This is a genomic window from Pseudomonas fluorescens (assembly GCF_040448305.1).
Taxonomy (GTDB): Bacteria; Pseudomonadota; Gammaproteobacteria; order Pseudomonadales; family Pseudomonadaceae; genus Aquipseudomonas; species Aquipseudomonas fluorescens_BH.
The window spans coordinates 2,166,011-2,190,608 of sequence record NZ_CP148752.1; the positions used below are offsets into that span (position 1 = coordinate 2,166,011).

General features: G+C 56.0%; 25 protein-coding genes and 1 pseudogene. 6 read left to right on the forward strand and 20 right to left on the reverse strand.

Annotation, left to right across the window (positions count from 1 at the left end; all coding sequences use genetic code 11):
* Positions 1–2 precede the first annotated feature (2 nt).
* Positions 3–1,433: a replication endonuclease gene (locus WHX55_RS09865; RefSeq protein WP_353742497.1), complete on the reverse strand. Its 1,431-nt coding sequence runs from the start codon at positions 1,431–1,433 to the stop codon at positions 3–5.
* A 121-nt stretch (positions 1,434–1,554) separates the two neighbouring features.
* Positions 1,555–2,298, reverse strand: a complete 744-nt coding sequence (locus WHX55_RS09870) for a hypothetical protein (RefSeq protein ID WP_353742498.1) — start codon at positions 2,296–2,298, stop codon at positions 1,555–1,557.
* 291 nt (positions 2,299–2,589) lie between these two features.
* Here WHX55_RS09870 and WHX55_RS09875 point away from each other — a divergent pair.
* Positions 2,590–2,811: pseudogene (locus tag WHX55_RS09875) on the forward strand (site-specific integrase); the annotation flags it as partial.
* Between the two features lie 55 nt (positions 2,812–2,866).
* On the opposite strand, the gene WHX55_RS09880 reads toward WHX55_RS09875, so the two are convergent.
* The 8 genes from WHX55_RS09880 to WHX55_RS09915 all read right to left on the reverse strand — a co-directional run bounded on the left by WHX55_RS09880 (position 2,867) and on the right by WHX55_RS09915 (position 10,732).
* The gene (locus WHX55_RS09880) at positions 2,867–4,510 is read right to left on the reverse strand and encodes a hypothetical protein (protein ID WP_353742499.1); all 1,644 of its coding nucleotides are present in this window, start codon (positions 4,508–4,510) and stop codon (positions 2,867–2,869) included.
* Positions 4,511–4,776: 266 nt separating this feature from the next.
* Positions 4,777–5,916, reverse strand: coding sequence for a dTDP-4-amino-4,6-dideoxygalactose transaminase (rffA, locus tag WHX55_RS09885; RefSeq protein ID WP_151213235.1), 1,140 nt, complete (start codon positions 5,914–5,916; stop codon positions 4,777–4,779).
* 14 nt (positions 5,917–5,930) lie between these two features.
* The gene (locus WHX55_RS09890; protein ID WP_151213234.1) at positions 5,931–6,683 is read right to left on the reverse strand and encodes a class I SAM-dependent methyltransferase; all 753 of its coding nucleotides are present in this window, start codon (positions 6,681–6,683) and stop codon (positions 5,931–5,933) included.
* 17 nt (positions 6,684–6,700) lie between these two features.
* A complete protein-coding gene (locus WHX55_RS09895) occupies positions 6,701–7,663 on the reverse strand; it encodes a lysylphosphatidylglycerol synthase transmembrane domain-containing protein (RefSeq protein ID WP_151213233.1) in 963 nt (320 codons plus the stop codon).
* Between the two features lie 133 nt (positions 7,664–7,796).
* Positions 7,797–8,033, reverse strand: coding sequence for a phosphopantetheine-binding protein (locus WHX55_RS09900; RefSeq protein WP_151213232.1), 237 nt, complete (start codon positions 8,031–8,033; stop codon positions 7,797–7,799).
* A 223-nt stretch (positions 8,034–8,256) separates the two neighbouring features.
* Positions 8,257–8,883: a hypothetical protein gene (locus WHX55_RS09905; protein ID WP_151213231.1), complete on the reverse strand. Its 627-nt coding sequence runs from the start codon at positions 8,881–8,883 to the stop codon at positions 8,257–8,259.
* The gene (locus WHX55_RS09910; RefSeq protein WP_353742500.1) at positions 8,883–9,779 is read right to left on the reverse strand and encodes a DapH/DapD/GlmU-related protein; all 897 of its coding nucleotides are present in this window, start codon (positions 9,777–9,779) and stop codon (positions 8,883–8,885) included. Before WHX55_RS09910 ends, WHX55_RS09905 begins: the two co-directional genes overlap by 1 nt.
* A 2-nt stretch (positions 9,780–9,781) precedes the next feature.
* Positions 9,782–10,732 carry a glycosyltransferase family 2 protein gene (locus WHX55_RS09915; RefSeq protein ID WP_353742501.1) on the reverse strand — a complete coding sequence of 317 codons (951 nt, stop codon included), beginning with the start codon at positions 10,730–10,732 and terminating at the stop codon, positions 9,782–9,784.
* Between the two features lie 774 nt (positions 10,733–11,506).
* Here WHX55_RS09915 and WHX55_RS09920 point away from each other — a divergent pair.
* Together WHX55_RS09920 and WHX55_RS09925 are read left to right on the forward strand one after the other, a co-directional pair.
* Positions 11,507–11,887: a DUF6124 family protein gene (locus WHX55_RS09920; protein WP_353742502.1), complete on the forward strand. Its 381-nt coding sequence runs from the start codon at positions 11,507–11,509 to the stop codon at positions 11,885–11,887.
* 105 nt (positions 11,888–11,992) lie between these two features.
* Positions 11,993–12,214 (forward strand): hypothetical protein, encoded by a 222-nt coding sequence (locus WHX55_RS09925; RefSeq protein WP_353742503.1) that lies wholly within the window; start codon positions 11,993–11,995, stop codon positions 12,212–12,214.
* Between the two features lie 67 nt (positions 12,215–12,281).
* Here the strand turns inward: WHX55_RS09925 and WHX55_RS09930 are convergent, their stop codons facing one another.
* From WHX55_RS09930 to WHX55_RS09955, 6 genes are all read right to left on the reverse strand, one after another.
* A complete protein-coding gene (locus WHX55_RS09930) occupies positions 12,282–13,067 on the reverse strand; it encodes a transporter substrate-binding domain-containing protein (protein ID WP_353742504.1) in 786 nt (261 codons plus the stop codon).
* Between the two features lie 80 nt (positions 13,068–13,147).
* Positions 13,148–14,083, reverse strand: a complete 936-nt coding sequence (copD, locus tag WHX55_RS09935; protein WP_353742505.1) for a copper homeostasis membrane protein CopD — start codon at positions 14,081–14,083, stop codon at positions 13,148–13,150.
* Positions 14,084–14,086: 3 nt separating this feature from the next.
* Positions 14,087–14,470 (reverse strand): copper homeostasis periplasmic binding protein CopC, encoded by a 384-nt coding sequence (copC, locus tag WHX55_RS09940; protein WP_150755172.1) that lies wholly within the window; start codon positions 14,468–14,470, stop codon positions 14,087–14,089.
* 52 nt (positions 14,471–14,522) lie between these two features.
* Positions 14,523–15,425, reverse strand: coding sequence for a copper resistance protein B (locus WHX55_RS09945; protein WP_353742506.1), 903 nt, complete (start codon positions 15,423–15,425; stop codon positions 14,523–14,525).
* Positions 15,426–15,435: 10 nt separating this feature from the next.
* Entirely contained in the window at positions 15,436–17,142 is a 1,707-nt protein-coding gene (locus WHX55_RS09950; RefSeq protein ID WP_353742507.1) for a copper resistance system multicopper oxidase, read from the reverse strand.
* Positions 17,143–17,221: 79 nt separating this feature from the next.
* Complete coding sequence (locus WHX55_RS09955; RefSeq protein ID WP_150755169.1) at positions 17,222–17,950, reverse strand: murein L,D-transpeptidase catalytic domain family protein; 729 nt, start codon at positions 17,948–17,950, stop codon at positions 17,222–17,224.
* Between the two features lie 85 nt (positions 17,951–18,035).
* Here WHX55_RS09955 and WHX55_RS09960 point away from each other — a divergent pair, with 85 nt between their 5' ends.
* Positions 18,036–19,790, forward strand: coding sequence for a L,D-transpeptidase family protein (locus WHX55_RS09960; RefSeq protein WP_150759127.1), 1,755 nt, complete (start codon positions 18,036–18,038; stop codon positions 19,788–19,790).
* Between the two features lie 217 nt (positions 19,791–20,007).
* On the opposite strand, the gene WHX55_RS09965 is transcribed toward WHX55_RS09960, so the two are convergent.
* Entirely contained in the window at positions 20,008–20,475 is a 468-nt protein-coding gene (locus tag WHX55_RS09965) for a hypothetical protein (RefSeq protein ID WP_353742508.1), read from the reverse strand.
* Between the two features lie 243 nt (positions 20,476–20,718).
* Here WHX55_RS09965 and WHX55_RS09970 point away from each other — a divergent pair, with 243 nt between their 5' ends.
* Positions 20,719–22,290, forward strand: a complete 1,572-nt coding sequence (locus WHX55_RS09970) for a GGDEF domain-containing protein (RefSeq protein WP_150728333.1) — start codon at positions 20,719–20,721, stop codon at positions 22,288–22,290.
* 161 nt (positions 22,291–22,451) lie between these two features.
* Here the strand turns inward: WHX55_RS09970 and WHX55_RS09975 are convergent, their stop codons facing one another.
* Positions 22,452–22,778 carry a hypothetical protein gene (locus tag WHX55_RS09975; protein WP_353742509.1) on the reverse strand — a complete coding sequence of 109 codons (327 nt, stop codon included), beginning with the start codon at positions 22,776–22,778 and terminating at the stop codon, positions 22,452–22,454.
* Positions 22,779–23,085: 307 nt separating this feature from the next.
* On the opposite strand from WHX55_RS09975, the gene WHX55_RS09980 reads away from it, so the two are divergent.
* The gene (locus WHX55_RS09980) at positions 23,086–23,916 is read left to right on the forward strand and encodes an arylamine N-acetyltransferase (RefSeq protein WP_150728332.1); all 831 of its coding nucleotides are present in this window, start codon (positions 23,086–23,088) and stop codon (positions 23,914–23,916) included.
* Between the two features lie 55 nt (positions 23,917–23,971).
* On the opposite strand, the gene WHX55_RS09985 is transcribed toward WHX55_RS09980, so the two are convergent.
* Both WHX55_RS09985 and WHX55_RS09990 read right to left on the reverse strand, forming a co-directional pair.
* On the reverse strand, positions 23,972–24,277 hold the full coding sequence (locus WHX55_RS09985; RefSeq protein WP_150755164.1) for a BrnA antitoxin family protein: 306 nt from the start codon (positions 24,275–24,277) through the stop codon (positions 23,972–23,974).
* Between the two features lie 3 nt (positions 24,278–24,280).
* On the reverse strand, positions 24,281–24,562 hold the full coding sequence (locus WHX55_RS09990) for a BrnT family toxin (protein WP_353742510.1): 282 nt from the start codon (positions 24,560–24,562) through the stop codon (positions 24,281–24,283).
* Between the last annotated feature and the right edge of the window lie 36 nt (positions 24,563–24,598).

The following is a 24,598-nucleotide window of genomic DNA, read 5'->3' on the forward strand; positions in this document are numbered from 1 at the left end:
AATTATGTATAACTGTAATTGGAGTTTTTACGGCCTTCAGTGGATCTTTGGATACGCTCGATCTTGAAGGGTGAGTCGTTGAGGAATTCTCTATTCCCGATTTTTATACCTTTACATTTTTTTATTGTCTCTCCGTACGAGTTTTTTGAGCTTTCCATAATCAATTTGATTTTTGATTCGGAACCGAAAAGTTCACTATTAGAAAGCATCACGTAGTAGCCATTTGGGTTTCTCCAGATTTCATTTTTTACGTACTCGAGAACACTTCCAGTTTCTGGAGAAATGTCATTAAGCTTTAGTGCGTTTATCCGTCTAAATGTAGTTATAAGATTTTTTACGCCGAAAACTTGGAATTGCCTAATGTTCAAGGCTTTAATTGCAGCTTGTACACGCTCTTTGTTTCTCATTGAAGCTAGATCTTTCGCTTCTCTTTCTAGGTCTTTACTGTTAGGCGTCTCCTGTACTGCTTCATTTTTTTTTGAAAATCCCTTTGTCAGGTATTTGAAAATGTAAGAGGCTGCTTTGGCCATTCCAGGGCCTGTCTTGCCGAGCATGATGTCTGCTGATGCCTCGGTAGGAAATTTTTCGCGAATGGCTTTTTTGATTTCGTTAATTTTTTCCGGTGATGAAAATATAATAAGATGCCAGTGAATACATCCGTCTTGGTGCGGTTCGACGACTCTAAATCCGAAATAGGTTTCCGGGCTTGCGGGAATCCCTCGGCTATTTAAAATTGCGCGAATTTTGCGCCAATTACTGTTGATGTATTCATGGCTGTCTTTTATTTTGATTTTTCTGTTGCGTGGCTTTTTTCCAATGGTCGGATTTGGGTGGTATTTTGGTGGTGCTGTTAAAGTAATGAATAACCATTGGAAGGACTGTGAGTCTGCGAGCCGTTCTAGGCTCTTGCACAGGTTGTATAGTTCGGCGACTCTGTTTTCTTCTTTGCTTTTAACAATGTCAAGAAGGTTGGCTTTTTCTCCCGTTAGAGTGTTGTGAAGATAACAGCTCGCGAGTGATCGTTCGTTGTTGGCGCTCTTTTCTCTAGCTCGTTGTAAGGTAGGGTCAGAACAATAGAGCTGAGCAGGCTCTAGGCTGTTAGCTAAACCTGTTTTTCCTACAATTCCACTTTTTGCCTCGTGGTCAAGGCGATCTTGGTTTGATCTTTTTTCTAACTCTCGTCTCCAAAAGTATTTGCACTGTGATCGATGGATGATGGAGCTATATAAGCTCGATGTGATAGTCACCGAGTAAAACTCTGTTTTATAGAAATATTTAGATTTTATTTTGGTGATTGTGTTGGGAGGGGTTTCTTTGAAGTGCGATGCGATTTCTGACGCATAGATGCGAATCTCCATGAGGGATAGAAATCGTGCGCTGGGGAGTTTGGTCAGGCAGGTTGGAAAGGGAGGGCAAATCTGATTGTCTTGCATGTCTGTGGGCTCCGTCTTTGGTGACGGGGCCTACAGTGGAGATTTCCAGGGAATCTGAAGCGACTGGGAATTGAGGTTTTTTTTCCGAAACTCCTCTCGCAGTGGATTTCAGCCTCCTGGATTACGAACCAAGTTCTTCAAAATGGTCTTTGTAGTCGGTTTTTCTCAGCTCCATAGCCTTATGGATTAAGTCCTTGAACGATGTGCGGTCTTTATTTCCAGGATCATCAACATTACCCGTATATGTGTGTTGGAAATAGGCCTGCACTACCTCTGTGAACCGGCTGGAAGGAGTTGGGGAGGTTTCGATGCCTGCCTGTTCACATATGCCGCTCATGTACACGACCGCATAGAGAGTCGGATCGATTTTTGAATGTGACCTAGGGGCTTTTTCTTGCTGCCAAAGCTGAGCAGCTCCTATAAGCAAATCCAACATTTCAGTGTCAGGGCCCCAAGATTGATGCTTATTCAAAGCCGGTTTACGCCACTCGGCCATGTCCTCAGTGGGCTGAAAAGACCTCAGCATCAGCTCAATGCCCACGACCTCCGTAACCAAATGGCCCGTGTCTATTTTTCTGAAGCAACCGGCTAAGGCTCTTTGATCGTCGTTTTCGATTTCAAGCCATATGTCTCGCGCTTTTAGGAGCGTGTCTAGATACCGCTGCACGTTGCCCTTGCGTTCCTTAGCGCTATGTCCCCGGTTCAAACTGGCGCTGCGTATGTCCATCTCCAAGGCGCTTTGATGCGCGATGAGCCATGCAAGTTGTTCCGGATCGCTCACGTCCTCCCATTTTTGAAACAGAGATTTCAAACGCTCAAAAAGGGGTAGGTTGTGCTTGCGGGAGAAATTAATAAGGCTTGGCATCTAGAAGAGAGCTCTTGGGTCGCCTGTGCGCCGTCGTGGTATTCTGGGAGTGCACATGTTGTGCACATGATGCTGTTTAAGCTAATGATTCAATTGAGAAAATTTACCTATCCATCATGGGCGCGACAGAAAACCTCCTGGATACCGAATCTGCTGGATAGGCCAGGTTTTCTGTGGGTTTCATCGGCATTTAGCTACTTCTCATTTGCTACGGTTTACTACGGTTTTTGCTTAATATTGAGCGAGCCTTGCTGCTATGTGACAACGCAAACCACTCGTGTAGCAAAATCCATGGGATCGATCACCGTTCGCAAGCGCAAGGATGGCTCTGCAGCGTACACCGCACAGATCCGCATCATGCAAAAGGATGTGACAGTTTATCAGGAAAGCCAGACCTTCGATCGCAAGACCACGACCCAGGCCTGGCTCAAGCGGCACGAAGCTGAGCTGGCCGAACCTGGTGCAATTGCCAAGGCCCAGCGCAAGGGCGTGACGATCAAGGAAATGATCGAGCCCCCTCGGCCTCCCGTTTCCGGGGTGCCGAGGGCACTAATGCCGGTAACGCTAGTCAGATCTTGCCGAAATTGACACAGCAGTAGCCCATATCGTCCTTCTCTTGCGCCTGCCGGAATTCAGACGGCACCCATTCGCAACGCGTGATCAGGCCTGGGCTATTCAGCCCTTTGAGAAATGGCAGCAGCCTGCCGTTGCTCAAGTCGCCACCGTAGCCGAATTCAGACACATAGAGCACGTGGATCGGTTGCTTGTCGCGCAAAAAGGCAAAATATGTCATGTGGTCCACTACGACATTTTCTGCCGACTCCGCAGGAATACCACATGACACCCCCAGCTTGCTGATTGAATCCAGGTGAAGCTGAGTCCCCAGCACCGGAATCGAAAGCGGCTGCCCGGGCAAGCTCGATTGCGCGAAGGAGGAGTTACGTGTGATGGCAGGGGTCACGAGGGCTAACAGTGTCACCATCGACGCCATAGATAGCAGCAACAACAGTGAATAGGCTACTAGCGTGGGTGTGTTACTCGGCTTCACTGCGCGCCGGGAGTGCATCAACAGGGCTGCGATGATGATCGATACAGGCATGAATTGATTAGCTGCATAAAAATTCTGGATGTTGTAAAAAAACGCATTGATTAAATCTGCGCCGACCAACAACAGCGCCAGCACGACAGACGCAGACACTTGGCGGCGAACCACTTGCAGCAGAAATATCGGGATGGTTACAACGTGGATTCCGATAATAAACGCGTACAGAAAATAATAAATGGCAAGATTGAGGTACGGCAACGCTTCAAAGCTACCGACCATGGGAGGCAGCCAGCCCGATTGAAAAGTGTCATTAAATGTAAGATGTATCAACAACCGGTCAGGGAAGCTCATTAAATTATTGTAAGCGGCGCTGACAAACTCAACTGGTGCAGAGAGCAGCATACCCGGTAACAATGTGTTGAACGCCAGCATTTTTTGAATGTTCGGCGCATCCTGACAGCCCGCCAGCGCGCCGAAATAGTGAAAGTTCTGAATGCACAGAACCACGACGAACAGCCACAAGCCATAGCGAATCGCTTTGTGGTACGTTGCCGTCGCGAACCACACGGCCGCTAGCGCGAATGGCGCATAGAACATGCTCTTCGGGTGAGCATAGAAAAATAACGTCAGCAACAATGCAAGCCCGACAGTCATCGCCACCTGCGCGCGCGCAGACTTCTGCTCCTTGAAGAAGAGTGCCAACAAACAAAGCACCAGCATCAGCAGCATCAGAAGTTGTTCAGGGCGCGACAAGACCCACAGATAGGGTAGGACACCCAGTGAAGCCACCGCCACCAATCCAGCGAAACGCTGAAGAGCCCCTCCAACATCACGCGCCTGCGCCAAGCACCAATACGCGAGCAAGGCAAACCAGATCAGCGATAAAGAAATCCCGCTCACTCTCAAGCCAAGAGGACCCAGGTGGGCATAGATCGCCGACAGTAATATACCGGCCGGATAAAATACCCATGAAACTGTCCGCCCTGCAGTTGTTGTGCATTGTGGAAAAAGGGTGACCGCATTTCCGTCCTCCAGAAAGAGCCGCGCAACCCTGAATTTTGTCATGACTTCATCGGAATAAATCGGAAGAAATACCCCGCTCAGTAATACAGCAAAGAACAATGCCAGAACAATTATTGGAATTTTATTTGTTAAAACATCTCTCATTCTTCAACACCCAGTCGATTTAAAAATCGATTATTCTATCTTCGTCAGTAAAGGCTTATTAATCGGCGCCAATGATAGCCCAATCCCTGCATTGAACCTGCATTGCATCCATCGAACCTGAAAGCTCTCTGGAAACTCCGGGTAAGCCCTCAGATGTGCTGAGCGGTTAGTTCATTTATCTACTGGTAACGATATACCGTGCGTCCAATGTCATGGGTGCAGCTACGCAGTGTGCAGTTCAGCAATTGCACGCTGCGTGTTCCCCTTCAGGAAACGGCGCGCTGTAGCGAGTCGACGACACCTGCCTGTTGTTCCTCTGTCAGCCCCACCCATAGTGGCAAGCGGATCAAGCGGTCCGACAGGCTGTCTGTATTTGTCATCGCGCCATGTTTTCGGCCGTAGCGCAGTCCTGCCGGTGAGGAATGCAGCGGTACGTAATGGAACACCGGGTGGATATTGTCGTGTTTAAGCTTCTCTAGCGTGCGTTGGCGATCGATGCCGGGAGCAAGCAAGACATAGTACATGTGTGCATTGTGTTTGCACTCTGCCGGAATGATCGGGCGGCGTACTGCGCCTGTCGATTCAAGCCCTGCGAGCGCTTGGTGATAGCGGTTCCAGCTGTCCAGGCGATTTTGTGTAATCGACTGTGCCTCTTCCAGCTGCGCCCAAAGAAAAGCGGCGGTCAATTCACCTGGCAGGTAGGAAGAGCCGACTTCCTGCCAAGTGTACTTGTCCACCTCGCCTCTGAAGAAACGGCTTCGGTCCGTACCTTTCTCCCGAATAACCTCGGCGCGTAATGACAGTGTCGGGTCGTTGACCAATAGCGCGCCGCCTTCGCCGGATATCACGTTCTTGGTTTCATGGAAGCTATATGCGCCCAGATCACCAATACTGCCCAAGGCTCTTCCTTTATAGGAGGCCATGACCCCCTGCGCAGCATCCTCAACCACGCGGAGACCGTGCCGGCGGGCGATCTCCATAATCGTGTCCATTTCGCATGCGACGCCAGCGTAGTGAACCGGAACGATTGCCTTGGTGCGAGGTGTGATCGCAGCCTCAATCAAGCGTTCGTCCAGGTTCAGTGTGTCTTCTCTGATATCGACAAACACCGGTACTCCACCGCGCAATACAAAAGCGTTGGCAGTGGAGACGAAGGTGTAAGAGGGCATGATGATCTCATCCCCGGGTTCAATATTGAGCAATAGGGCTGACATTTCCAGAGCAGCAGTACATGAGTGCGTCAACAGTACCTTTTCGCTGGCGGTGTACTGTTCAAGCCACTGGTGGCAACGTCGAGTGAAGGGGCCGTCACCAGCAAGCTTATTAAGGAACTTTGCTTCTGCAATATAGTAAAGTTCCTTTCCCGTCATGAAAGGGCGATTGAAGGGAATTTTAAAGTCGCTCACTGTAGGTCTCCAGATTATGGTTTTTTGGCTAACAGCAAGAGTGAACCACCGAGAGGAAAGGTGATGCCTGCCTTCAAAAGGCCGAGCTCTATCTTCATAACGAACTCAAGGAGCCGATTGGTCCGGTCAGAAATATCGAACTCGCTGTTTACTTCCGCATTTTTTTGACCGGGGCGCTGTCGTGCCAGCCACATCAAGGAGACGAGCAGGGTGACAAAGGATGTGACGTATTGAACCTCAAGGCCGGCGCGGCCTACCTTGTCGACAAGCTCGCGTCGCGTGTAGCGGCGCACATGACAGGCGCGTTCATCCGCCGCGGACCACAGCCAGCGGTGCTGGGGAACGGTCAGCAATAGATGACCATCCTTATGCAGTGCGCGGGAAAGATTCGCCAGTACCTGTTCATCTTCATCGATATGTTCGATGACATCAAAAGCGCCAATTACATCAAATCGCTCTGCATCGCTCATGGCGCGCGCGTCCAGCTTTTCAAAGCTTGCGCTGGGCACGCGTCGACGTGCATGCATCAGGCCTTCTTCGAAAAACTCGGTGCCGGAGAGTGTCGTTTCGGGAAATTCCTGGTGAATCCCTTCCAGCACAAAGCCGGTACCACAACCAATCTCCAGGAAATTCCGGATTTTGCCGATGCGAGATTTCAGCACCCAAATGATCACGCGGTTACGGGCGCGAAACCACCAGTGGCGTGCCTCTGCCTGGGCAAGCGCCTCAAAGGCGGACTTGGGGAACGGGGTGCGATCTGGGGGCATCAATCTGGCTCTCTGTTTTAGTTTTTATCTTTCAGGCGATTTTCCTGAATAGTATCCCACAAGTAAATAAAGCCACCGCAAGCGGCAGGAATCAGGACCATTAGAATGTAATTTGCCAGGGAGGCGCCCACGGCTATATTGGCCGGGACGTCAAGTAGACCATAAAAATAAACAAAAAAACCTTCGCGTACCCCAAGCCCACCCACTGTTATTGGAACCATGGTCAGGATGGCGATGACCGGATAGAGAGCAAAGTGCTGAATGAAGGGGATGTCATAGCCATAGGCACGAAATACCAAATACACTACCGATATCAGGGATATTTGATAGCAGCAGATAAAAAGCAGGGATGACGTGAGCGCCTGCCGGTAGGGGAAGTTAATCGTGCTGGCATGTAGTTTCTGAAGATACCCCAGCAATAGGGAAAGTAACGGGTTATTGACGGTGCGGCCGCTATAAAGTGTATGGATTTTTTCGCTGGTCAATATTATTTGGGCCACTACGGCTATGCTGCTGACGGCGCCGACGGTCATGATGAGCAGAGCGTAGTTGTCTGATGCAGGTAAGAAGGGCAGGGCAAAAAGGGTAAAGGTACATAACACCAATAGTCCAATCATGCGCTCAATGATTACCGTACTGCCTGCGGTACCCCGCTTTTTCGGGTGGCGTCGTTCGATGTGAAACATACGAAAGGCATCCGCTCCCTGTGACGAGGGTAAAATCAAACCTTGAAATTGAGAAACCAGATTTATTTTCCAGAGGCTTGCTAACGCTTCGTCAATCGAATTGAGCCGCAGGAACACTTGCCAGCGGTTGACAGAAAAAAAAGAACTCAAAGTGATTGGGATAACAGCCGCCAGCGCAAGATAGTGCCATGCTGTAATGTCGCTGATTAATGCCGTTAGTTTAAGGTCAAATGTGTGTATGAGAAATGCACAGATAAAAAACGCGATCAACAATTTCAAAAACGTCAAAGGCATGCAGGGTGCTCAACGTAGGAGGGTGAGGCTGACGCTGTATAGATAATAGGTTGGCGAACCCTGTCACGGTCGAGAACGGCATGAGGGAGAGTGGACATGCTGTCTGCCTCCCCTACATGACAAGGGATGTCGGTTATTGCAGTTTTGATTTTATGTAATCGACCAGGTCATTGATGGTTTTAAGGCCTTCAATATCCTCGTCAGGTATCTCGATGGCGTAGTGATCCTGGATAGACAGAATGATGTTGAACATGCCGAGAGAGTCAACACCCTGGTCGCTGAGGCTAATATTGTCGCGTAGCGTTGAGGCATCTGCTACAACATCAGCCTGGGAAATGATGTTGATAAGTTGTTCTTTTGTCTGGGGCATGGTTAGTAATTCATCGTATAGGTGTTGAAGTTACCCCGGCCGGTACGTTTGTACTGCGGGAGGGAGGCTTTGTGGCATTGCTGGCAGATGACGAGGTTGCCTGCTTCAAAAGATGTCGCACATTAGCAGCTGTCGAGAGAGGCGTGTAGTGTTGATCGTCGAGCCATAAGCCTCGCTGAACTGGCACCTCGCCTTGCTGCAAGGTTCGTATGCCAGCGGTAGGCTACTCGACCTTGAGGGCGCTGAAGTAGAGCGTACCGATATGTTCTGCATTGAGCTCAATGCGACTACGGGTCAATCGAGTGCCCAGCGTCTGCTCAAGTGTGAGCCCTACCCCGCTCAAGTCAGAACACGGCGGCCACTTCGGGCTTTCCCAGCGACAGAAAACCCACTGGCTGCCACTGGGTATGCTCAATTCCTTGAGAAGCAGTGCCTTGTTCATGGATATCAGCACTTCGATCGGAGAGAAGTCATCTGGCATGGTCGTCAGGCTCACTGACCGATGGGCGGGTGTGAAAACACATTGTTTTTCAACCAGCGACTCGTCGTAAGCACGTCGTGTATCGGCGCAACCTTCGCCTTGAATCAATTTGCCTTCATGATCAATGCCATCGAGTTGAAAGGTGAAGGTAGCGACAGCCTCACCTGGCAATGATCGAGGGGTTGCTCTCGGCCACCAGTGACAGGTGAGTAGGTGGTTGGTCATTCTACTGATTCTGAAGTCCAGCTTTTCGATCCGTGCGTGCGGCGCATGGCGAGTGATGGCCTGCATCGTTGCATTGAGCATGTCGGACCCGTGTATGTAGGTTCGTTCGCCTTTGAATCCCAGTGATAGCTCGGTGAAGTGCATCACTTTTGTTTCCTGAGGTGGGCTGTCATGTTAGCCCTGTGGTTGATTGCGAAGTTTCCAGAAACGACGCTGTTTGGCGCGATGTCGCTGATGACAACCGAGCCCATTTTTATTTGTACCGCGTCGCCAATCACAAGGCCCTGTGCGATGGAGCAAGAGGCGCCAACCCATGCGCCGACCCCCAGGCGTGTACGTCCTGCAATAACGGTATTGCCAGAAATCACAGAGTTCTTGCCAATCACGGCGCCATGACCAATGTTGGTCATGATGCCGATCTGGCAATTTTCGCTGATGGTTGTCGGCTGCTGGAACAAGGACCTCGCGATCACTGCGCCAGCAAGTATCTGGCAACCCGAATCAATACGTACACCGCCCTGATGTTTGACCACCATCAGCGTGCCGTTGTCGTTGCGTAGCGTGATCAAGCCCTCGGCGCCTATAACGGCATTTGAACCGATGTAGACATTGTCTCCGATCTCGACAGGGCCTTCGATCACCACATTTGCTGAAATTTCGACATTGTTACCCAGTGTGGCCAGTGGCGAGATAACGGCGCTGGGGTGCAGCGTGCAATTGTCGCCGATGCTCGGTGCTTGCGCAGTTGCGCACTTTGTCTCTTCACTCAAACGGTTGTAGAGGCGGAAAAAAGAGGTACGTGGGTCAGCACAGAATACAATTGATTTTTCAGTCGCTAATTCTTCATTTTTTAAACTTTCGGGGCACAGGACACACGCGACGTTGGGCGTAGCCAAAGCCTTTTGCAAATAGTGCAAGTTCTGACAGTACACCAGTGCGCCTGGTGTTTGCGCATCGATTTCGTCGAGGTGTGCAAAGACCCCATTGTTTAAAATGTGTTCAGCAGGGAAATAATCCACGACGCGGTAAGCGGATGTCATCGTTACTCCACATGCTCTTCTATAATGGGGAATTGACTAAGGTGGGTTGCATTTTCGACCAGTCTTCCGAGGTACTCGCCTTGCACACCTAGTGCCAGGAGGATGTTACCGGCGAGGAATGACAGCAAGATCGCCAGCGACGCCCAGCCTGGCACTATTTGATCGGTCAGGAGGGTGCGCAACAGAACATACATAGCGAATAAAATGCTCGACGCGCTGACCAAAAAGCCCCAGATCGACACGTAGCGAAGTGGCAACAGGGAGTAATTGACGATAAGGAACGAAAGCGTTTTGAACATCTTGCCAAGGGTGTAAGTGCTCGGGCCGCCATCGGCGCGCGGCGCGTGGCGAATGCTCACGTTCGCCATCATGCTGACGGGCACCGAATTAAAAAGCATCGCGGCGATATGTGGGTGTGAACCCTGGTATCTGACGAGCTGTCTTGCCACCTGTTGACTCATGGCCCTGTAGCTCGAGAGGCTGAAACCGCTCGGTTTGCCCATGACTTTGCTAACCAGTTTCTGGTTGATGCGCGAAGCCATGTTGCGCCAGGCGCTGTGCTGTTTTTCAGCCTTCGGGATCTTTCCGATGACGACATGCTTGCCGGCTTGAAGTTGATCAATAAACAGGGGGAGGTCTTCGGGGAAGCACTGCAGGTCATCGTCGATTGTCACGACATAGCGTTTGCAGGCATAGCCGATGCCGCACAACGTAGCATGTTGTTGCCCCTTGTTCTTCGCGAAGCGAACGACTTTGACTCTGCAGTCTTGTTCGTGCAGTGCCAGAGCGGCAAGCCACGTCTGGTCCGGGCTCGCGTCATCGACAAGAATAATCTCCCAGTCGTCGCAAATCTGATCAAGAGTCGCGCGCGCGCGCTCGTAAAATTGCGGGAGCGTACTTGCGCTTTTATAAACGGGTACCACCAAGCTTACTGAGACGGTTTTATCAATCACCTTGAGCCTCATCCTGATCATTCGATTGTGCGATGACGCATGCTGCTAACGCGTCCTGTCTGGATTTTACAGGCTTGTAGAGTTGTTGTTTGCTACTTGGCATCACGTGCAGCGGGGTGGCATGCCATATGCCAACCGATTGGCAGTCCTCAGGGAACCGGCCACCGAACGAAGCAGGTTGATAGGTCGGTTAAAGGCGCGGATTTTAAGCTAAGGGGGGAAAGGTGTCACGGTGCTGGAAACTTTACCTCTCGTTTTCAATCTGGTCGGGGTGTAGTGGTCTTCAGTCTGGCGTTGTCGATTCAGCAAGTGGCTGTGGTGGGGGAGTTGTTGGTGAATCGAGCCTTGGACAATGTCGATCCGCAAGGCAAAGGGAATTTGGGCTAATGGGGCTTGGGCATGCCTCAGGACGATTGGGCAGGTGCTGGGTATTGCGTTGATAACATCACGAAAAAGTAGGAGATTTCCCTCAAGTCGCGTCCCCATTGCCCATATTGCCCTCCCACTGATCACCCGGCTAACCTCCCTTGTCGCTGAAAATTCAGCGACAAGGGTGTGGAAGCCCTTCACAAGATCTGGGCGCACAGGGCGCCACCTAAATTTAAGCAGGCGCTTTTTTCATGTCTGCTGTTAAATTATGGCGGCTGTGCGCGGGGCACTTTCGAGTGCGTCGGGTTCCTAGATCCCCGGTCTTCCACACCCGTGCACAGCTGCCACCCCATCATGTGGAAGTGATGCTGGCAGTTCCTTTGGTTAATTCTAGGAACGAAAACGATGAAAAAGATAACGCCTGACCCTCCGGAAACCGCAATGGCTTCCGATTCTCTCGATCTTGCTCAACTATCCGCTGACTCTCAGCGGGTGGTCAGTAAACGTCTGCGAAACCCGAATCACGCTGATCCCGTCTGCCATGTGTTCACCATTCTTCCCAACGTCGATATTGAAACGCTCCTGTGTCATGCCTGCGAAACCCTTGCATCATTGAACGTCTTGACCACTGACCTGGCTTGCAAGCTCGAAGGTTCAACCCGCAGTTTGGCTCTGTCGATTCAGCAACTGGCGGTGGTGGGGGAGTTGTTGGTGAATCGAGCATTGGACAATGTCGATCCGCAAGGCAGTGGGGGTGAGGTATCGCCAGGTGCGCACGGTTCCTGAACCAACGCTGACTTGGCGAAAAGTTTCATGATGTGTCGTTGAAGTGAGGCATAGGCTGACCGCCAAAGGTCATGTCCCCGCGCCTCAACCCACAGGAATAAAAGAATGATCGCAAACCTCGTCAAAGTCTCGTTGATGGCCGTTGCTTTGTTGCTGAGTGCCTGTTCCGGTGTGAACTCCCATAGCGATTATTCGACCGACTCGGTGCAGCCGGCCGGCTTTGGCCCGGGGCCGACCAACAGCAACCCCGACAAGATGAGTTTCCATGGCAGTGCGCTCGGCAATAGCTTCGGCGAATACGGTTCAGGTTTGCTGCACGACGACTGATACGCGGTCCGCAATGAAAAAGGGCGCTCCTTTGTGAGCGCCCTTTTTTGTGAGCAAAAACGATCCGTTACTTGGCGTCAGGCACCGCCAGCCACTGGCGCAGTATTTTCTGGTAGTTGCCCGTCGCCTTGGCCAAATGCAGCCACTGATCGACGTACAGCTTCCAGGTGATGTCGTCGCGGGGTAGCAGGTAGGCTTTTTCGCCGTATTGCAGGTAGTGCGTGGGGTTGACCGCGCACAGGCCCGGCTTGAGCTTCTGCTGGTACAGCGCCTCCGATGCGTCGGTGATCATCACGTCGGCTTTTTTATCCAGCAGTTCCTGAAAGATGCTCACGTTGTCGCGCAACTGCAATTGCGCCTTGGGCAGGTGGGCGTGGACGAACGCTTCGTTGGTGCCGCCGGCGGGTTCGACCAGGCGAACCGAGGGTTGGTTGATCTGTTCGACGGTCTGGTACAGCGCCTGGTCTTCGCAACGCACCAACGGGATTTTGCCGTCGACGTCCAGGATGCTGCTGAAGAAGGCTTTTTTCTGCCGTTCCAGGGTGACCGAGATGCCGCCCATGGCGATGTCGCACTTGCCGGCGAGCATGTCGGGCATCAGGGTTTTCCAGGTGGTGGGCACCCACTCGACCTTGACGCCAAGGCTGTCGGCCAGGGCGCGGGCCATGGCGATGTCGATGCCGGAATGCTCGCCGTCCTCGGCTTTGAGGGTGTAGGGCTTGTAGTCGCCGGTGGTGCAAACGCGCAGTTGTCCCTGTTGCATGACGCTGTCCAGATGCGACGGTTCTGCCTGGGCGTCAAGGGAGAGTACGAGCAAGCCGCCGAGCATCATTGCTCTTTTGATTTTCTTCATTGTTATCGGGCTTTTGGGCTGGAGTGGTTTTCAAGCGGAGAGTGTAGTGAAACTTTCACGGTTGTGAAAAATCACGCTGCCTAAAGATTGCTCATTTCCACTTCCGGGCTCAACGTCCCCAACCACGCCACCAGCCCCACAATCAATACCGCCGCGGCCATTTCCACCACCACGCTGCGCCGAAGTACATGGGCCGCCGCGCGATACTGGCCCTTTCGCAACGACCGCTCCAGCAAGGGGCCAAGATGAAAGCGGTTCAGCGCCGCCAACACCAGCATCCCGGCAAACAGCAGCACCTTGATCGCCAGCAGAATTCCGTAATGGCTGAGTAAAGCCTCATCGAGCTTCGGCCCGACGATGAACAGGTAGTTCACCACGCCCGTCACGGTGATGATCACAACGATCAGCGCACCAACAGATTCGAATCGCTTGACCGCGCGAGCCAGCAACCGTATGTGAGCTTCGGTTTGCAGGGCCCGGGTTTGCGCCATCAAGGCAAACGCCAGCAACGCGCCGAGCCAGGCACCCGCCGTCAACAGGTGCAGGATGTCCGCAGTAAAGTGCCAGAAACGGCGACTGCCTTCGTCCATGGCGCCATGCCCGCTCCAGGCCAGGCTGGCGAGGGCGATGCCGCCGGCGGTGGCGGCGATCACCAGGCTGATGCCGGGTGCGCGTGGGTTGAGCATCAACGCCACACCCGCGACCGCTAATGCAATCATCCGTACAGCACAGGCCAATCCGACGTCTGTCTCGAACAGCATCATTTCGAGGTGAGGGCGCAACTCGGCAACGTCTGATTCGCCGCTCATGGCGCGGACCATCAGCACCATGCCGGCGATGGACAGCAGTGCGCCGAGCCCGGCTGTTGCCGTCAACAATCGGCGAAAGGGCAGCACCGTCCCGGATAGCCGTTCCTGTCCTTTGAAGCTGTAGAGTCCGAACAGCGCCACGCCAAACAACAGCATCAAATCCACATACAACACAAACCGCAGCACGACGTTGGCCGAGTCGCTCATCGATCATTTCACTTTGAAGGTGACGTTGCCGGTGATCGGATGGGTGTCCGACGACACCGCCCGCCATTCGACCTTGTAGGTGCCGGCAGTCAAGGGTGTTGTCGGGATAATGAGCATGGTTTTCGGATCACTGCCGCCGCTGACTTTGGCCTTGACCGGCATCGGGGCGTGGGCCATGCCGGACATTTCGGTCATCAGCAGTTTTGCGCCGGAAAACTGGGTGACGAGGTTTTCGGAAAAGTGCAGTTCGATCTTCTCGGGCGGCGCACCTTCTGCGCCTTCCGCTGGGGTGGAGGCGAGCAGTTTGGGGTGCGCTTGAGCGAGGGTGCTAATAAGCAGGCCGCTGAGCAGCGCGATAGCGACGGCGGTGGGTTTGATGATGCGCATGCAAGGTCCTTTACCGCTTGAAGCGGTTGTTGTTGGTTTGGGGTGAGTCTGTTCAGAACCACAGCCGAACACCGAGCACGAGGCGGGTTTCGCTGCGGTCCTCGCCTTCGTCGTTGGCGTAGTCGGCGGTGTTGCCGTAGGTGCGGTTCCAGGTCACGCCGAGGTAGGGCGCGAACTCCCGGCGGATTTCGTAGCGCAGGCGCAAACCAGCCTCGGTGTTGGACAGGCCCGCACCGATGCCCCGTTGCGGATCGTTTTTGCCGTAGGCGTTGACCTCGACGGTCGGCTGCAGGATCAGCCGATTGGTCAGCAGGATGTCGTAGTCGCCTTCCAGCCGCACGGCGCTCTGGCCGCCTTCGCCGATGAAGGCCGTGGCTTCGGCTTCGAAGTTGTACAGCGCCATGCCCTGCACGCCGAACGCGGCCCAGGTTTGCGGGGCGCCGGGTTTGAAGTCCTGGCGCACGCCGCTGACGACGTCCCACCACGGGGAAATGGCGTGGCCCCACAGGGCCTGGATTTCTGCGTCTTCGGTCACGCCGTTGGTGCGTTCACCTTCGGAGCGCAGCCACAGGCGATCAATGTCACCGCCAACCCAACCGGACAAATCCCAGGCCAGGGTGCTGCCGTCATCGGCGTCCTGCCACTCGAGTTTGTCGGCGAGGAAAAATGAATTGAGCGTGCTGTCGTGTACGTGGTGACCGGCGGGATCGGCATACACCGCCGCGCGATCGGCATCGGTCAGCACCGGAATCGGCGTACGGCTTTCGCTGGGTGCGGCGGGCTGCATCTGGCCGTCGTCCATGCCTTGCATTTGGCCTTGGTCCATCTGGCTATGATCCATGCCTTGCATCTGACCGTGGTCCATCTGGCTGTGATCCATGCCTTGCATGTCATCGCTGGCGGCCATCGCCGTTGAGGTCGCGAGTGCTAAAAAAAACGGGGTGAATCGAATCATGGGGTGCGCCTCATTCTTCCACGCGAACTTCACGGAACATGCCCATTTCCATGTGGTACAGGAGATGGCAGTGATAGGCCCAGCGGCCGAGCGCGTCGGCTGTGACCCGATAGCTGCGCCGGGAGCCCGGTGGCATGTCGATGGTGTGTTTGCGCACCATGAACTGGCCGTTCTCGTCTTCAAGGTCGCTCCACATTCCATGCAGGTGGATGGGGTGCATCATCATCGTGTCGTTGACCAGCACGATCCGCAGCCGCTCGCCGTACTTGAGGCGCAGGGGCTCTGCATCAGAGAACTTCACGCCGTTGAACGACCAGGCGAATTTTTCCATGTGGCCGGTCAGGTGCAGCTCGATGGTGCGGCCAGGCTCGCGGCCGTCCGGGTCTTCGAAGGTGCTGCGCAGGTCGGAATAGGTGAGCACGCGGCGCCCGTTATTACGCAGGCCCATGCCGGGATCGTCGAGTTTCGGTGAGGTGGACATGGCTTGCATGTCCACCAGCGGGTTGTCGGTTTCCGAGGTCGGGTGCGACTGCATGCCGGGCATGTCGCCCATGGCCATGTTGCTGTGATCCATGCCCGCCATGCTGCCGTGGTCCATGCCGCCCATGCCCATGTCATCCATGGTCACCAGGGGGCGCGGGTCCAGTGGCGGCAGCGGCGCTACCAGTCCTGTCTTCACCGCCAGGGTGCCGCGTGCGTATCCGGTGCGATCCATCGCTTGGGCGAACAGGGTGTAGGCCGCTTCGGTGGGTTCGACGATAACGTCGAAGGTTTCTGCCACGGCAATGCGAAACTCGTCGACGCTCACCGGTTTGACGTGCAGGCCATCGGCGGCGACCACGGTCATTTTCAGGCCGGGGATGCGCACGTCGAAGTAGCTCATGGCCGAGCCGTTGATGAAGCGCAGCCGCAGCTTTTCCCCCGGGCGGAACACCCCGGTCCAGTTCGAATCCGGTGCCTGGCCGTTCAACAGGTAGGTGTAAGTGGCGCCGCCGACGTCCGCCAGGTCGGTGGGGTTCATCTTCATCTCGGCCCACATTTTGCGGTCGGCGACGGCCGGCCCCCAGCCCTTTTCGCTGACGTCGTGGATGAAGTCGCCCACGGTGCGTTTGTTGAAGTTGTAGTAATCGGACTGTTTTTTCAGGGTCTTCATCAGGCCGACCGGGTCTTCGTCGGTCCAGTCGCTGAGCATCACCACGTAGTCGCGGTCGTACTGGAACGGCTCCGGGTCCTTGGCGTCGATCACCAGCGGGCCGTAGACGCCGGATTGTTCCTGAAACCCCGAGTGGCTGTGATACCAGTAGGTACCGTTCTGGCGCACGGTGAACTGGTAGACGTACATGCCGCCGGGCTCGATGCCCTTGAAGCTCAGCCCCGGCACGCCGTCCATGTTGGCTGGCAGCAGGATGCCGTGCCAGTGAATGGACGTGCTGTCCTTGAGTCTGTTGCGCACCCGCAGCGTTACCGTGTCGCCTTCACGCCAGCGCAGCAGTGGGCCGGGGATGCCGCCGTTGATGGTCATCGCGGTGCGCGGATTGCCGCTGAAGTTGACCGCAGATTCGCCGATGAACAGTTCGAAATCATGACCGGCCAACACCTGGGGTTCGCCGGGGCTGTTGATCGCCCAGACCGGCGTGCGCCATAACCCGAGGCCGCCGAAGAGCCCGCCGATGGCCAGGCTTTTGACGAAGGTGCGTCTTGAAGTGTGGGAGTGCATGCCGTGTGTTCCGCCCGTCAGCCTGTTGAATTTGTCGACTAGTCTAGCGGGCGGTGCTTTCAGCAGGCTGAGGCGAAGATTACAGTTTTGACAGGTTGGACGTCGTTTTCTGGCTTGAAGTGGACTTTTCCCTTGAGGCCACGGTGTCGCCGCCGCAGTTGATGTAGGAAGAGGACTTCAGCCAGCGTTGGTCCGGGTAGTAGGAAAACAGCAACTGCCCGTCCTTCATCGAATCAATCAGCCGATGGGCAATCGCCGGCCTGACGGCCGGGCAGCCGAGGCTGCGGCCGATGCGGCCATTGGCACGGGCCAGCACCGGGCTGACATAGGGCGCGCCGTGAATGACGATGGCCCGGTCAAAGGCGTTGTCGTTGAAGCCGGGCTCCAGGCCTTCCATGCGCAACGAGTAACCGTTCTGGCCGCGGTAGCTTTGCTGGGTGCGGAACAGGCCGAGGCTGGTGGCGTGGCTTTCGTTGCGGTTGGAGAACAGCGTGGCCATGTTTTCACCGCTGTTGCGGCCATGGGCGACCAGTTCGTGAAACAGCAACTTGCGCCGTTTAAGATCGAAGACCCACAGGCGTTGTTCGGTTGAGGGCAGGGAGTAATCGATCACCGCCAGTCTTTGGGCGGGGGCGACGCCTTGGGCACGGCTGCATTGGGTGGCACGAACGGCCAGGGCGATCACTTTGGCGTCGGCACCGGGTGCTGCTTTGACCAGCGCGTTTTCAAGCGAATCGGCGTAGGCTGACGTTACTGAAAGGCACGTCAGTAAAATGGCAAATAAAAGGCCAAAGCGGTTTAGCGCCATAGTCGGGTCTCATCATGATAATTTCGAGTCTAGCTAGCAGCGAGCGGAAAGCCAGTCGTTTGAAACGGGGGATTAAGGATTATCCATGGTGCAGTTAACAAGGTCATTCGTCATAAGCCGCATGTTTTTTATGGGCTTTCTGATCAGCGGTGCGGCGTTTGGGCAAATTTCGCCGATTGAGCCGGTATCTGTGGCGAGCAGCACAATCGATGCCGCAACGCCCGGCGATGCGGTCGGCCATGCGATTCAGGCGACGCTGGAGCCGCTGCGATCGGCCTTTCCGCCGTTGCTCACCTCCAGGCGCCATCAGCGTGTGGATGTCAGCCGGGTGGTGCTGGATTTCTATATGCATCGCAACTATCGCGCCGCGTGGACGGATGATCGTGATGTGGCCCAGTTGCTCAAGAGCCTTGAAGACACTCGGATCGATGGCCTGAATCCGGCGGATTTCCGCATCACCGAACTGGCGCAAGCCCATGAATCGCTGCTGGCCGCCGTGCCTTCCACGGCGCAACGGGCGATGTTCGACATGGCGGCGACCCGCACGTTCATCACCGCGCTGCTGCAACTGCGACAGGGCAAAGTCGATCCGTCGCGACTGGACATTCACTGGAATTTCGATCCTGCCGGCGGCGATGCCCACGAGGCCATGAACAATCTGTTTGCCGCCCTCGATGCCCACGACGTGGCGCGTGCATTCGCCGATGCACCGCCTCAGGAAGAGATTTACCGCAATTTGCGTGAAGGCCTGGCCCGGTTGCGCCAGCTGCACGCTGCGGGCGGCTGGCCGAAAGTGACCGAAGGGCAATCGCTCAAGCCCGGCATGGATGGGGTGGCGGTCGCACAATTGCGTGCGCGTCTGGTGGCGGGCGGTTACCTGGATGCGCACCTGTCGAAAAAAGCCGGTTACGACGACAAGGTCATTGCCGCGGTGAAGAAGTATCAGACCGAACAATACCTGGGGGTCGATGGTGTGGCGGGGGCGGCGACGCTGGCGGCGCTGAACGTGCCGGTCGGGGCGCGGATCGATCAGGTGCGGGTCAACATGGAGCGCGCCCGGTGGCTGTTGTACAAGCTTCAGGGCACGTTCGTGATCGTCGATATCGCCGGCTACAAGGTGGCGATGTACCGCGACGGTCTGCCGATCTGGCGTTCGCGGGTGCAAGTCGGTAAACCGGTGCGCAGTACGCCGGTGTTCCAGGCCGAAATCACCTACATCACGTTCAACCCGACCTGGACCGTGCCGCCGACCATCCTCAAGCAGGACGTGATTCCGAAAGTCCAGAACGATCCGGGCTATCTGGCGGCCAACCGGATTCGCGTGCTCGATCGCGAAGGCAATGTGCTCGATCCGTCGGACGTTGACTGGAGCAACCCACGCGGCATCCACCTGCGTCAGGATGCCGGGCCCGACAGTTCGCTGGGGCAGGTGGTGATCCGTTTCCCCAACGACTATGCGATTTACCTGCATGACACGCCGCACCGCGAACTGTTTGCCAAAACGGTTCGAGCCACCAGTTCAGGCTGCATCCGCGTGGAAAACCCCTTGCAACTGGTCGAGCTGTTGTTCAACGACCCGGTGCGCTGGAACAGCGCCGGCATCCAGAAGCAGCTGGCCAATGGCAGGACCGAGAACGTCCTGCTGCCGGTGAAAGTGCCGGTGTTGTTGGCTTACTGGACCGTGGACCTGAGCAATGACGGGCGGGTGACGTTCAAGCCCGACATTTATGATTACGATGCCAGGGTGTTGCAGGGCTTGAGTCAGCCTACGAAGTTACCGGCTCTGGACTTGCGTCTCGCAGAGATACCATTGGTGGTGACGGGGCGGAACCAACAGTAACCAAAGACCGGAAAGGGCGCCTCTGGGGCGTAATGCCGATCAGTCAAGGGTTTGAACACTGCAATCCTTGTGGGAGCGAGCCTGCTCGCGATGAGGGAGGCACATTCAGAAGTAATGTGACTGACAGTCCGCTATCGCGAGCAGGCTCGCTCCCACAGGTTTCGTGTGTATTAGCCTCTGGAGCACCCTTTTTTATGTGAGTGCTTCGGCAACCCCCCTAAAGCTCCAACCCTTGTTGCACCACTGCCAGTAGATCGCTTTCCGTCAGCGCTATCGCGTCCAGCTGCGCGGTGGCCTGCTCGATCGTTTGTAGCCACCAGTGTGTTTCACCGTGCTCGTCCACAGTACGCAACAGGGCGAGTTCGTTGCCTGTCGTGTGGATCTCGACCCGCCCCTCGCCATCGGCGGTGAAGCGTGCAACCGGGTCAAAGGTAATGCTGTGCTCGTTGCCGGTGATCACCAACTGGTCGATGGCGTAGTCGTAAGCGTCGCCATCGGGGTGACTCTCGAACACGTGGGTGGGGTTGCGCCGCAGGACCAGGCCCGCTTCGGTCAAGGGCAGCAGCCAGGCCTCTATCCGTTGATACAGTTCGTAGACCTGGCCCGGCCAGCCATCGATCGCCTGATCCGCGCTGGTCAGCCGTGTCTGTTTCAATTTTGCGGCGAGTTCGTCTGCCTTGCTCATGTCGATTCCCTGTATTGAGGTCAGTCTAATCGTAGCTCGTTGACGCGCAGGTAGCACTTGCCCTGGGTCATGATTGCAGCACAAGCAGGGTGTGGACGTTGTGCTCGGCCAGCACCGCCGGGCCAGCGCGACCACTGGGCAAGTGGTCGCCCATTTATCACGGATAACCCCGTAAACTACGGCCCACAAAGACTGAGGGCTTTAGCTCGATGCCCATGCCTTGCCCCCCGACAGGATGAACTTTTGCCCACTCGCTTTAACGACCCGGAACACGCCCCTGGCGTCGCATTGAAACGCATACCGCTGCGCAAGGCCGCGGTATTGTTCATTGCCACGGTGTGTCTGTGCCTGTGCGGTTTGCTCTACCTGCAACTGGAACAGTCCCGTCGCCACGACCTGAGCCTGGCGCAAGTGGCGTCTTCGAACCTGACGCGCGCCATGGCGCAGCAAGCCGAAGACACCTTCATGAAGGCCGACCTGGTGCTGACCAGTCTGGTGGACTGGATTCAGGTCGACGGTTTCGGCCCGGTCCAACGGCCACGCTTGCAGCAGACTTTCGCCCGGCGGGTGCTGGCGCTGGATCAGTTGCACGGCATCCTGCTGTTCGACCAGAAGGGGCAGTGGGTGGTGACCTCGTTTGAAAACCTGCCCCGGGGTGCCGGGGTCGCGGATCGTGAGTACTTCAAGTATCACCAGCAGAACGTATCGTCGGTGGCACATATCGGCCCGGCCATCCGCAGTCGGGAAAACGGCGAGTGGATCATTCCGATTTCCAAACGGGTCAACGACAGGAACGGGCATTTCCAGGGCGTGTTGCTGGCCGGCATCAAGATGTCGTACTTCGACCAGTTCTTCAAAAGTTTCAGCCTCGACGACAACGGCTCGATGTTTCTCGGCTTGACCGATGGCACGCTGTTGGCGCGTCGACCTTTTGTAGAGGCGCAGATCGGCGTGTCGCTGGCCCAGGGCGAGATTTTCCAGAAGTTCCTGCCACTGGCCACCTCCGGCAATGCGCTGTTCACCTCCACCATCGATGGTGTGACTCGCATGTACGGCTACCGACAGCTGGAGGCGTATCCGCTGGTGGTCGCCGCTGCGTCGTCCACTGATGCCATTCTTGCAGGCTGGTACGACACGGCGTTTCGCTCCAGTCTCATCGTTGCCCTGGTGTTGCTGGGCGTGGGGTTGTTCGGGTGGGGGTTCCTTCATCAAGTACGTGTTGGCGAGCGGGTCGAGTCGGATTTGCGCAGGGCCCAGCAAGCGCTGGAGCTGATCGCCACTCACGACAGCCTGACCGGGCTGGCCAACCGCCGATTGTTCGAGCGGGCACTGGGCATCGAGTTCGGGCGCGGCGCCCGGCAGGCCAGCCCTTTGAGCCTGATCATGCTCGATATCGATTACTTCAAGCGCTACAACGACACCTACGGTCATGTGGTGGGGGATCATTGCCTGGCCGAAGTGGCACGCGCGCTGAAGAGTTGCTGTCAACGCAAGACCGATCTGGCGGTGCGTTACGGCGGTGAGGAGTTTGCGGTGCTGCTGCCGGACACCGACATCCATGGCGCCATGACGATTGCCGAGCAGATCCGCCGCAGCGTCATCGACAAGCACATCAATCACACCGGCTCGCCCAACGGTTACGTGACGGTCAGTCTGGGTTGCTATTCGTTTGTGCCGTCGGGGCGTGACAGCATGGACGTGTTCGTCGAGCGGGCGGATGCGGCGTTGTATCAGGCCAAGCATTCGGGGCGAAACCGCGTGGCAACGTTGTCGATGGCTGGCGGTGTCGAGGCGTTGATGCGTTCCGACCGTTGAAGTTTTTTCCGCCGGTGGTTCGTCTCCCGGGCCTGGCGGCCGTTCAACCTGACCATGCGTCTGTACAGCCCGAAAACCGAGGCGTTGAATGGCAAATGGAACCCGCCGGCGGTCAAGCCGATGTAAGCCTCAGGCGACAAAAAGCGGCCAATGACTGCAGGTCATTGGCGGCTTTTGCCTGTCCAGCTACCCGTTCCGCCGCCAGCTCCGCCGGTTCCGCCACCGGGTGCTCCGGTGCCACCGCCCGCGCCACTGCCCGGACCATTGACGCCGGTGCTGCCGCTTGACGTGCTGGGGCCGCGACTGCCGCGGTTGTTGCCCGAGGGATCGCTGGGTCGGTTGTTGTCTGGCAGCAGGGTTGAGTTGCGGGTTGCGCCGGGTGCCGTACCGGGCGCGCCAGGGCTATCGCCGGACGCCGCAAAAGTGGCCAGGGCCGTCGCCGACAACCATCCGGCCAAGAGCAGCGAAGTCATTCTGATGTTCATCATGGTCGTCTCCTGGGATGAGTCGTTACCTGATGTTGGTGTGAAGGGGCGCGCGGTGGGTGCCGACCGGATGACGAGTGGCGCGGACTTGACCGTAACCGGCACTGGGCCGCAGTGGGGGAGGCACCTCATCCTTAGGAGTGCCCGTTCAGGAAGAAGTTGCGGATCGCTTCGTTCAACGTCAATAGCCTGCGCGCATTATCCGCACAAGGCGATTGGCTAAATCAATTGTCGGCGACAGTGCTTGATCCCGTATACATAGCGGCCACTGGCGGATTAATCCGCCGCTTGCGTGCAAAAGGATTGAACGATGAGCGAGCCACGCCTGACTGACCGTGCTTTGTATCTGCGACGCCTGGGCTTCGATGCACCTGCGGCACCGACCCTGGAAACCTTGCGCCAACTGCAACTGCGCCATACCGGCGTTTTCCCGTTTGAAAACCTCACCACGTTATCCGGCGAGCCGGTGCTGATCGACTTGCCGTCCATCGAGCAGAAGGTCTTGCACGATGGTCGTGGCGGTTACTGTTACGAACTCAACAACCTGTTCCTGGCCTTGCTTCAGGATTTGGGTTTCGACGCCCGTGCCATCAGCGGCCGGGTGGTGATGGGCCAGCCGGAGGGCGCCTGGACTGCCCGGACCCATCGCCTGAGCCTGGTCATCATCGATGACGTGCGCTACATCACCGACGTCGGCTTCGGCGGCATGGTGCCGACCGCGCCCCTGTTGCTCGATACCCGCGCCGAACAACCCACCCCGCACGAGCCTTATCGCATCGACCTGCACGTCGACGGCTTTACCCTGCGCGCCAATGTTGCGGGCGAATGGCGAGCGATGTACATCTTCGACCTGCAACGCCAGGAAGATATCGATTTTGCGGTGGGCAACTGGTACGTCTCGACCCACCCCGAATCGTCTTTCGTCAAGCAGTTGATGGTGGCGCGCACCGGGGAGGGCTGGCGGCGTACGCTCAACAATGGCAGCTTCGCGATTCACCGGATTGGCCACGACAGCGAGCGGCGGGAGGTGACGGACGTGCAGGAACTGATTGGCCTGCTGGGCAGCGAGTTCGGCATTCGCGTACCGGAACAGGCGCAATTGGCGCGAACTCTGCAACGATTGATTGCAGCGCCGCAGTAGCTGGCTGATCCTGGACATCGCATGGGGCTGATCCGATTGATCGGCCCTTGGTGTTTCAGGGCCGGACACCCGGCTCCATCACCCGTTGGATTTCGCGCAAGGCCTCTGCCAGTTTCTGCTCCAGGCCCTTGAGTTCGGCAGGGGTGAGGGTTTTTTTCAGGTGTGCGGTCTTGCCTTCGTTGAGCAGGGCTCGGCGCAACGTATTGTTGATCGCCGTCTGGTAGCCGTACCCCTCGTTTTCTGCAAGGGCGCGGGCGGCTTCGATGACGGCGTCATCAAGCATGATGGTAATGCGGGTCTTGCCTTTGGCGGGCACCACGGCCCCGCGCCTGGCGTTGCTGAAATCGTATTCGTCTTTCATCGGTCATGCCTCCAGATACTGACGGCGCTCGCTTTTGGTGGCGACGCGCGCGGAAATGATTCGAACGAAATTCGGATCGCGATGGGTGTACGCAACGACCAGCAATCGGCCTTTGGCATCCAGCCCCAGGGTGATCCAGCGTTGTTCATCATGGTGGTTGTCCTCGATGGTCAGCGCTCGTTCGTCATGGAATACCGGTTCAGTCTCTGCGAGGCTGATGCCTTGGTGCTTGAGTTTGTTGGCTGCGTTCTTGGCCTTGTGGAACTGAATTTCGAATGGCTTCATTATGCATACTTTATATGTATATAGAAGGGGCGGGCC

Excerpts from the sequence above, each read along its gene's own strand:
- WHX55_RS09985 (WP_150755164.1), bottom strand. The coding sequence starts at position 24,277 with ATGAAAGACGAATACGATTTCAGCAACGCCAGGCGCGGGGCCGTGGTG.
- WHX55_RS09950 (WP_353742507.1), bottom strand. The coding sequence starts at position 17,142 with ATGCACTCCCACACTTCAAGACGCACCTTCGTCAAAAGCCTGGCCATC.
- WHX55_RS09920 (WP_353742502.1), top strand. The coding sequence starts at position 11,507 with ATGAAAAAGATAACGCCTGACCCTCCGGAAACCGCAATGGCTTCCGAT.
- WHX55_RS09870 (WP_353742498.1), bottom strand. The coding sequence starts at position 2,298 with ATGCCAAGCCTTATTAATTTCTCCCGCAAGCACAACCTACCCCTTTTT.
- WHX55_RS09980 (WP_150728332.1), top strand. The coding sequence starts at position 23,086 with ATGAGCGAGCCACGCCTGACTGACCGTGCTTTGTATCTGCGACGCCTG.
- WHX55_RS09865 (WP_353742497.1), bottom strand. The coding sequence starts at position 1,433 with ATGCAAGACAATCAGATTTGCCCTCCCTTTCCAACCTGCCTGACCAAA.
- WHX55_RS09890 (WP_151213234.1), bottom strand. The coding sequence starts at position 6,683 with ATGCCCCCAGATCGCACCCCGTTCCCCAAGTCCGCCTTTGAGGCGCTT.
- copC (WP_150755172.1), bottom strand. The coding sequence starts at position 14,470 with ATGCGCATCATCAAACCCACCGCCGTCGCTATCGCGCTGCTCAGCGGC.
- WHX55_RS09895 (WP_151213233.1), bottom strand. The coding sequence starts at position 7,663 with ATGCCTTTGACGTTTTTGAAATTGTTGATCGCGTTTTTTATCTGTGCA.
- WHX55_RS09990 (WP_353742510.1), bottom strand. The coding sequence starts at position 24,562 with ATGAAGCCATTCGAAATTCAGTTCCACAAGGCCAAGAACGCAGCCAAC.
- WHX55_RS09960 (WP_150759127.1), top strand. The coding sequence starts at position 18,036 with ATGGTGCAGTTAACAAGGTCATTCGTCATAAGCCGCATGTTTTTTATG.
- WHX55_RS09965 (WP_353742508.1), bottom strand. The coding sequence starts at position 20,475 with ATGAGCAAGGCAGACGAACTCGCCGCAAAATTGAAACAGACACGGCTG.
- WHX55_RS09910 (WP_353742500.1), bottom strand. The coding sequence starts at position 9,779 with ATGACATCCGCTTACCGCGTCGTGGATTATTTCCCTGCTGAACACATT.
- WHX55_RS09900 (WP_151213232.1), bottom strand. The coding sequence starts at position 8,033 with ATGCCCCAGACAAAAGAACAACTTATCAACATCATTTCCCAGGCTGAT.
- WHX55_RS09930 (WP_353742504.1), bottom strand. The coding sequence starts at position 13,067 with ATGAAGAAAATCAAAAGAGCAATGATGCTCGGCGGCTTGCTCGTACTC.
- copD (WP_353742505.1), bottom strand. The coding sequence starts at position 14,083 with ATGAGCGACTCGGCCAACGTCGTGCTGCGGTTTGTGTTGTATGTGGAT.
- WHX55_RS09925 (WP_353742503.1), top strand. The coding sequence starts at position 11,993 with ATGATCGCAAACCTCGTCAAAGTCTCGTTGATGGCCGTTGCTTTGTTG.
- WHX55_RS09975 (WP_353742509.1), bottom strand. The coding sequence starts at position 22,778 with ATGATGAACATCAGAATGACTTCGCTGCTCTTGGCCGGATGGTTGTCG.
- WHX55_RS09955 (WP_150755169.1), bottom strand. The coding sequence starts at position 17,950 with ATGGCGCTAAACCGCTTTGGCCTTTTATTTGCCATTTTACTGACGTGC.
- WHX55_RS09945 (WP_353742506.1), bottom strand. The coding sequence starts at position 15,425 with ATGATTCGATTCACCCCGTTTTTTTTAGCACTCGCGACCTCAACGGCG.
- WHX55_RS09880 (WP_353742499.1), bottom strand. The coding sequence starts at position 4,510 with ATGAGAGATGTTTTAACAAATAAAATTCCAATAATTGTTCTGGCATTG.
- WHX55_RS09905 (WP_151213231.1), bottom strand. The coding sequence starts at position 8,883 with ATGCACTTCACCGAGCTATCACTGGGATTCAAAGGCGAACGAACCTAC.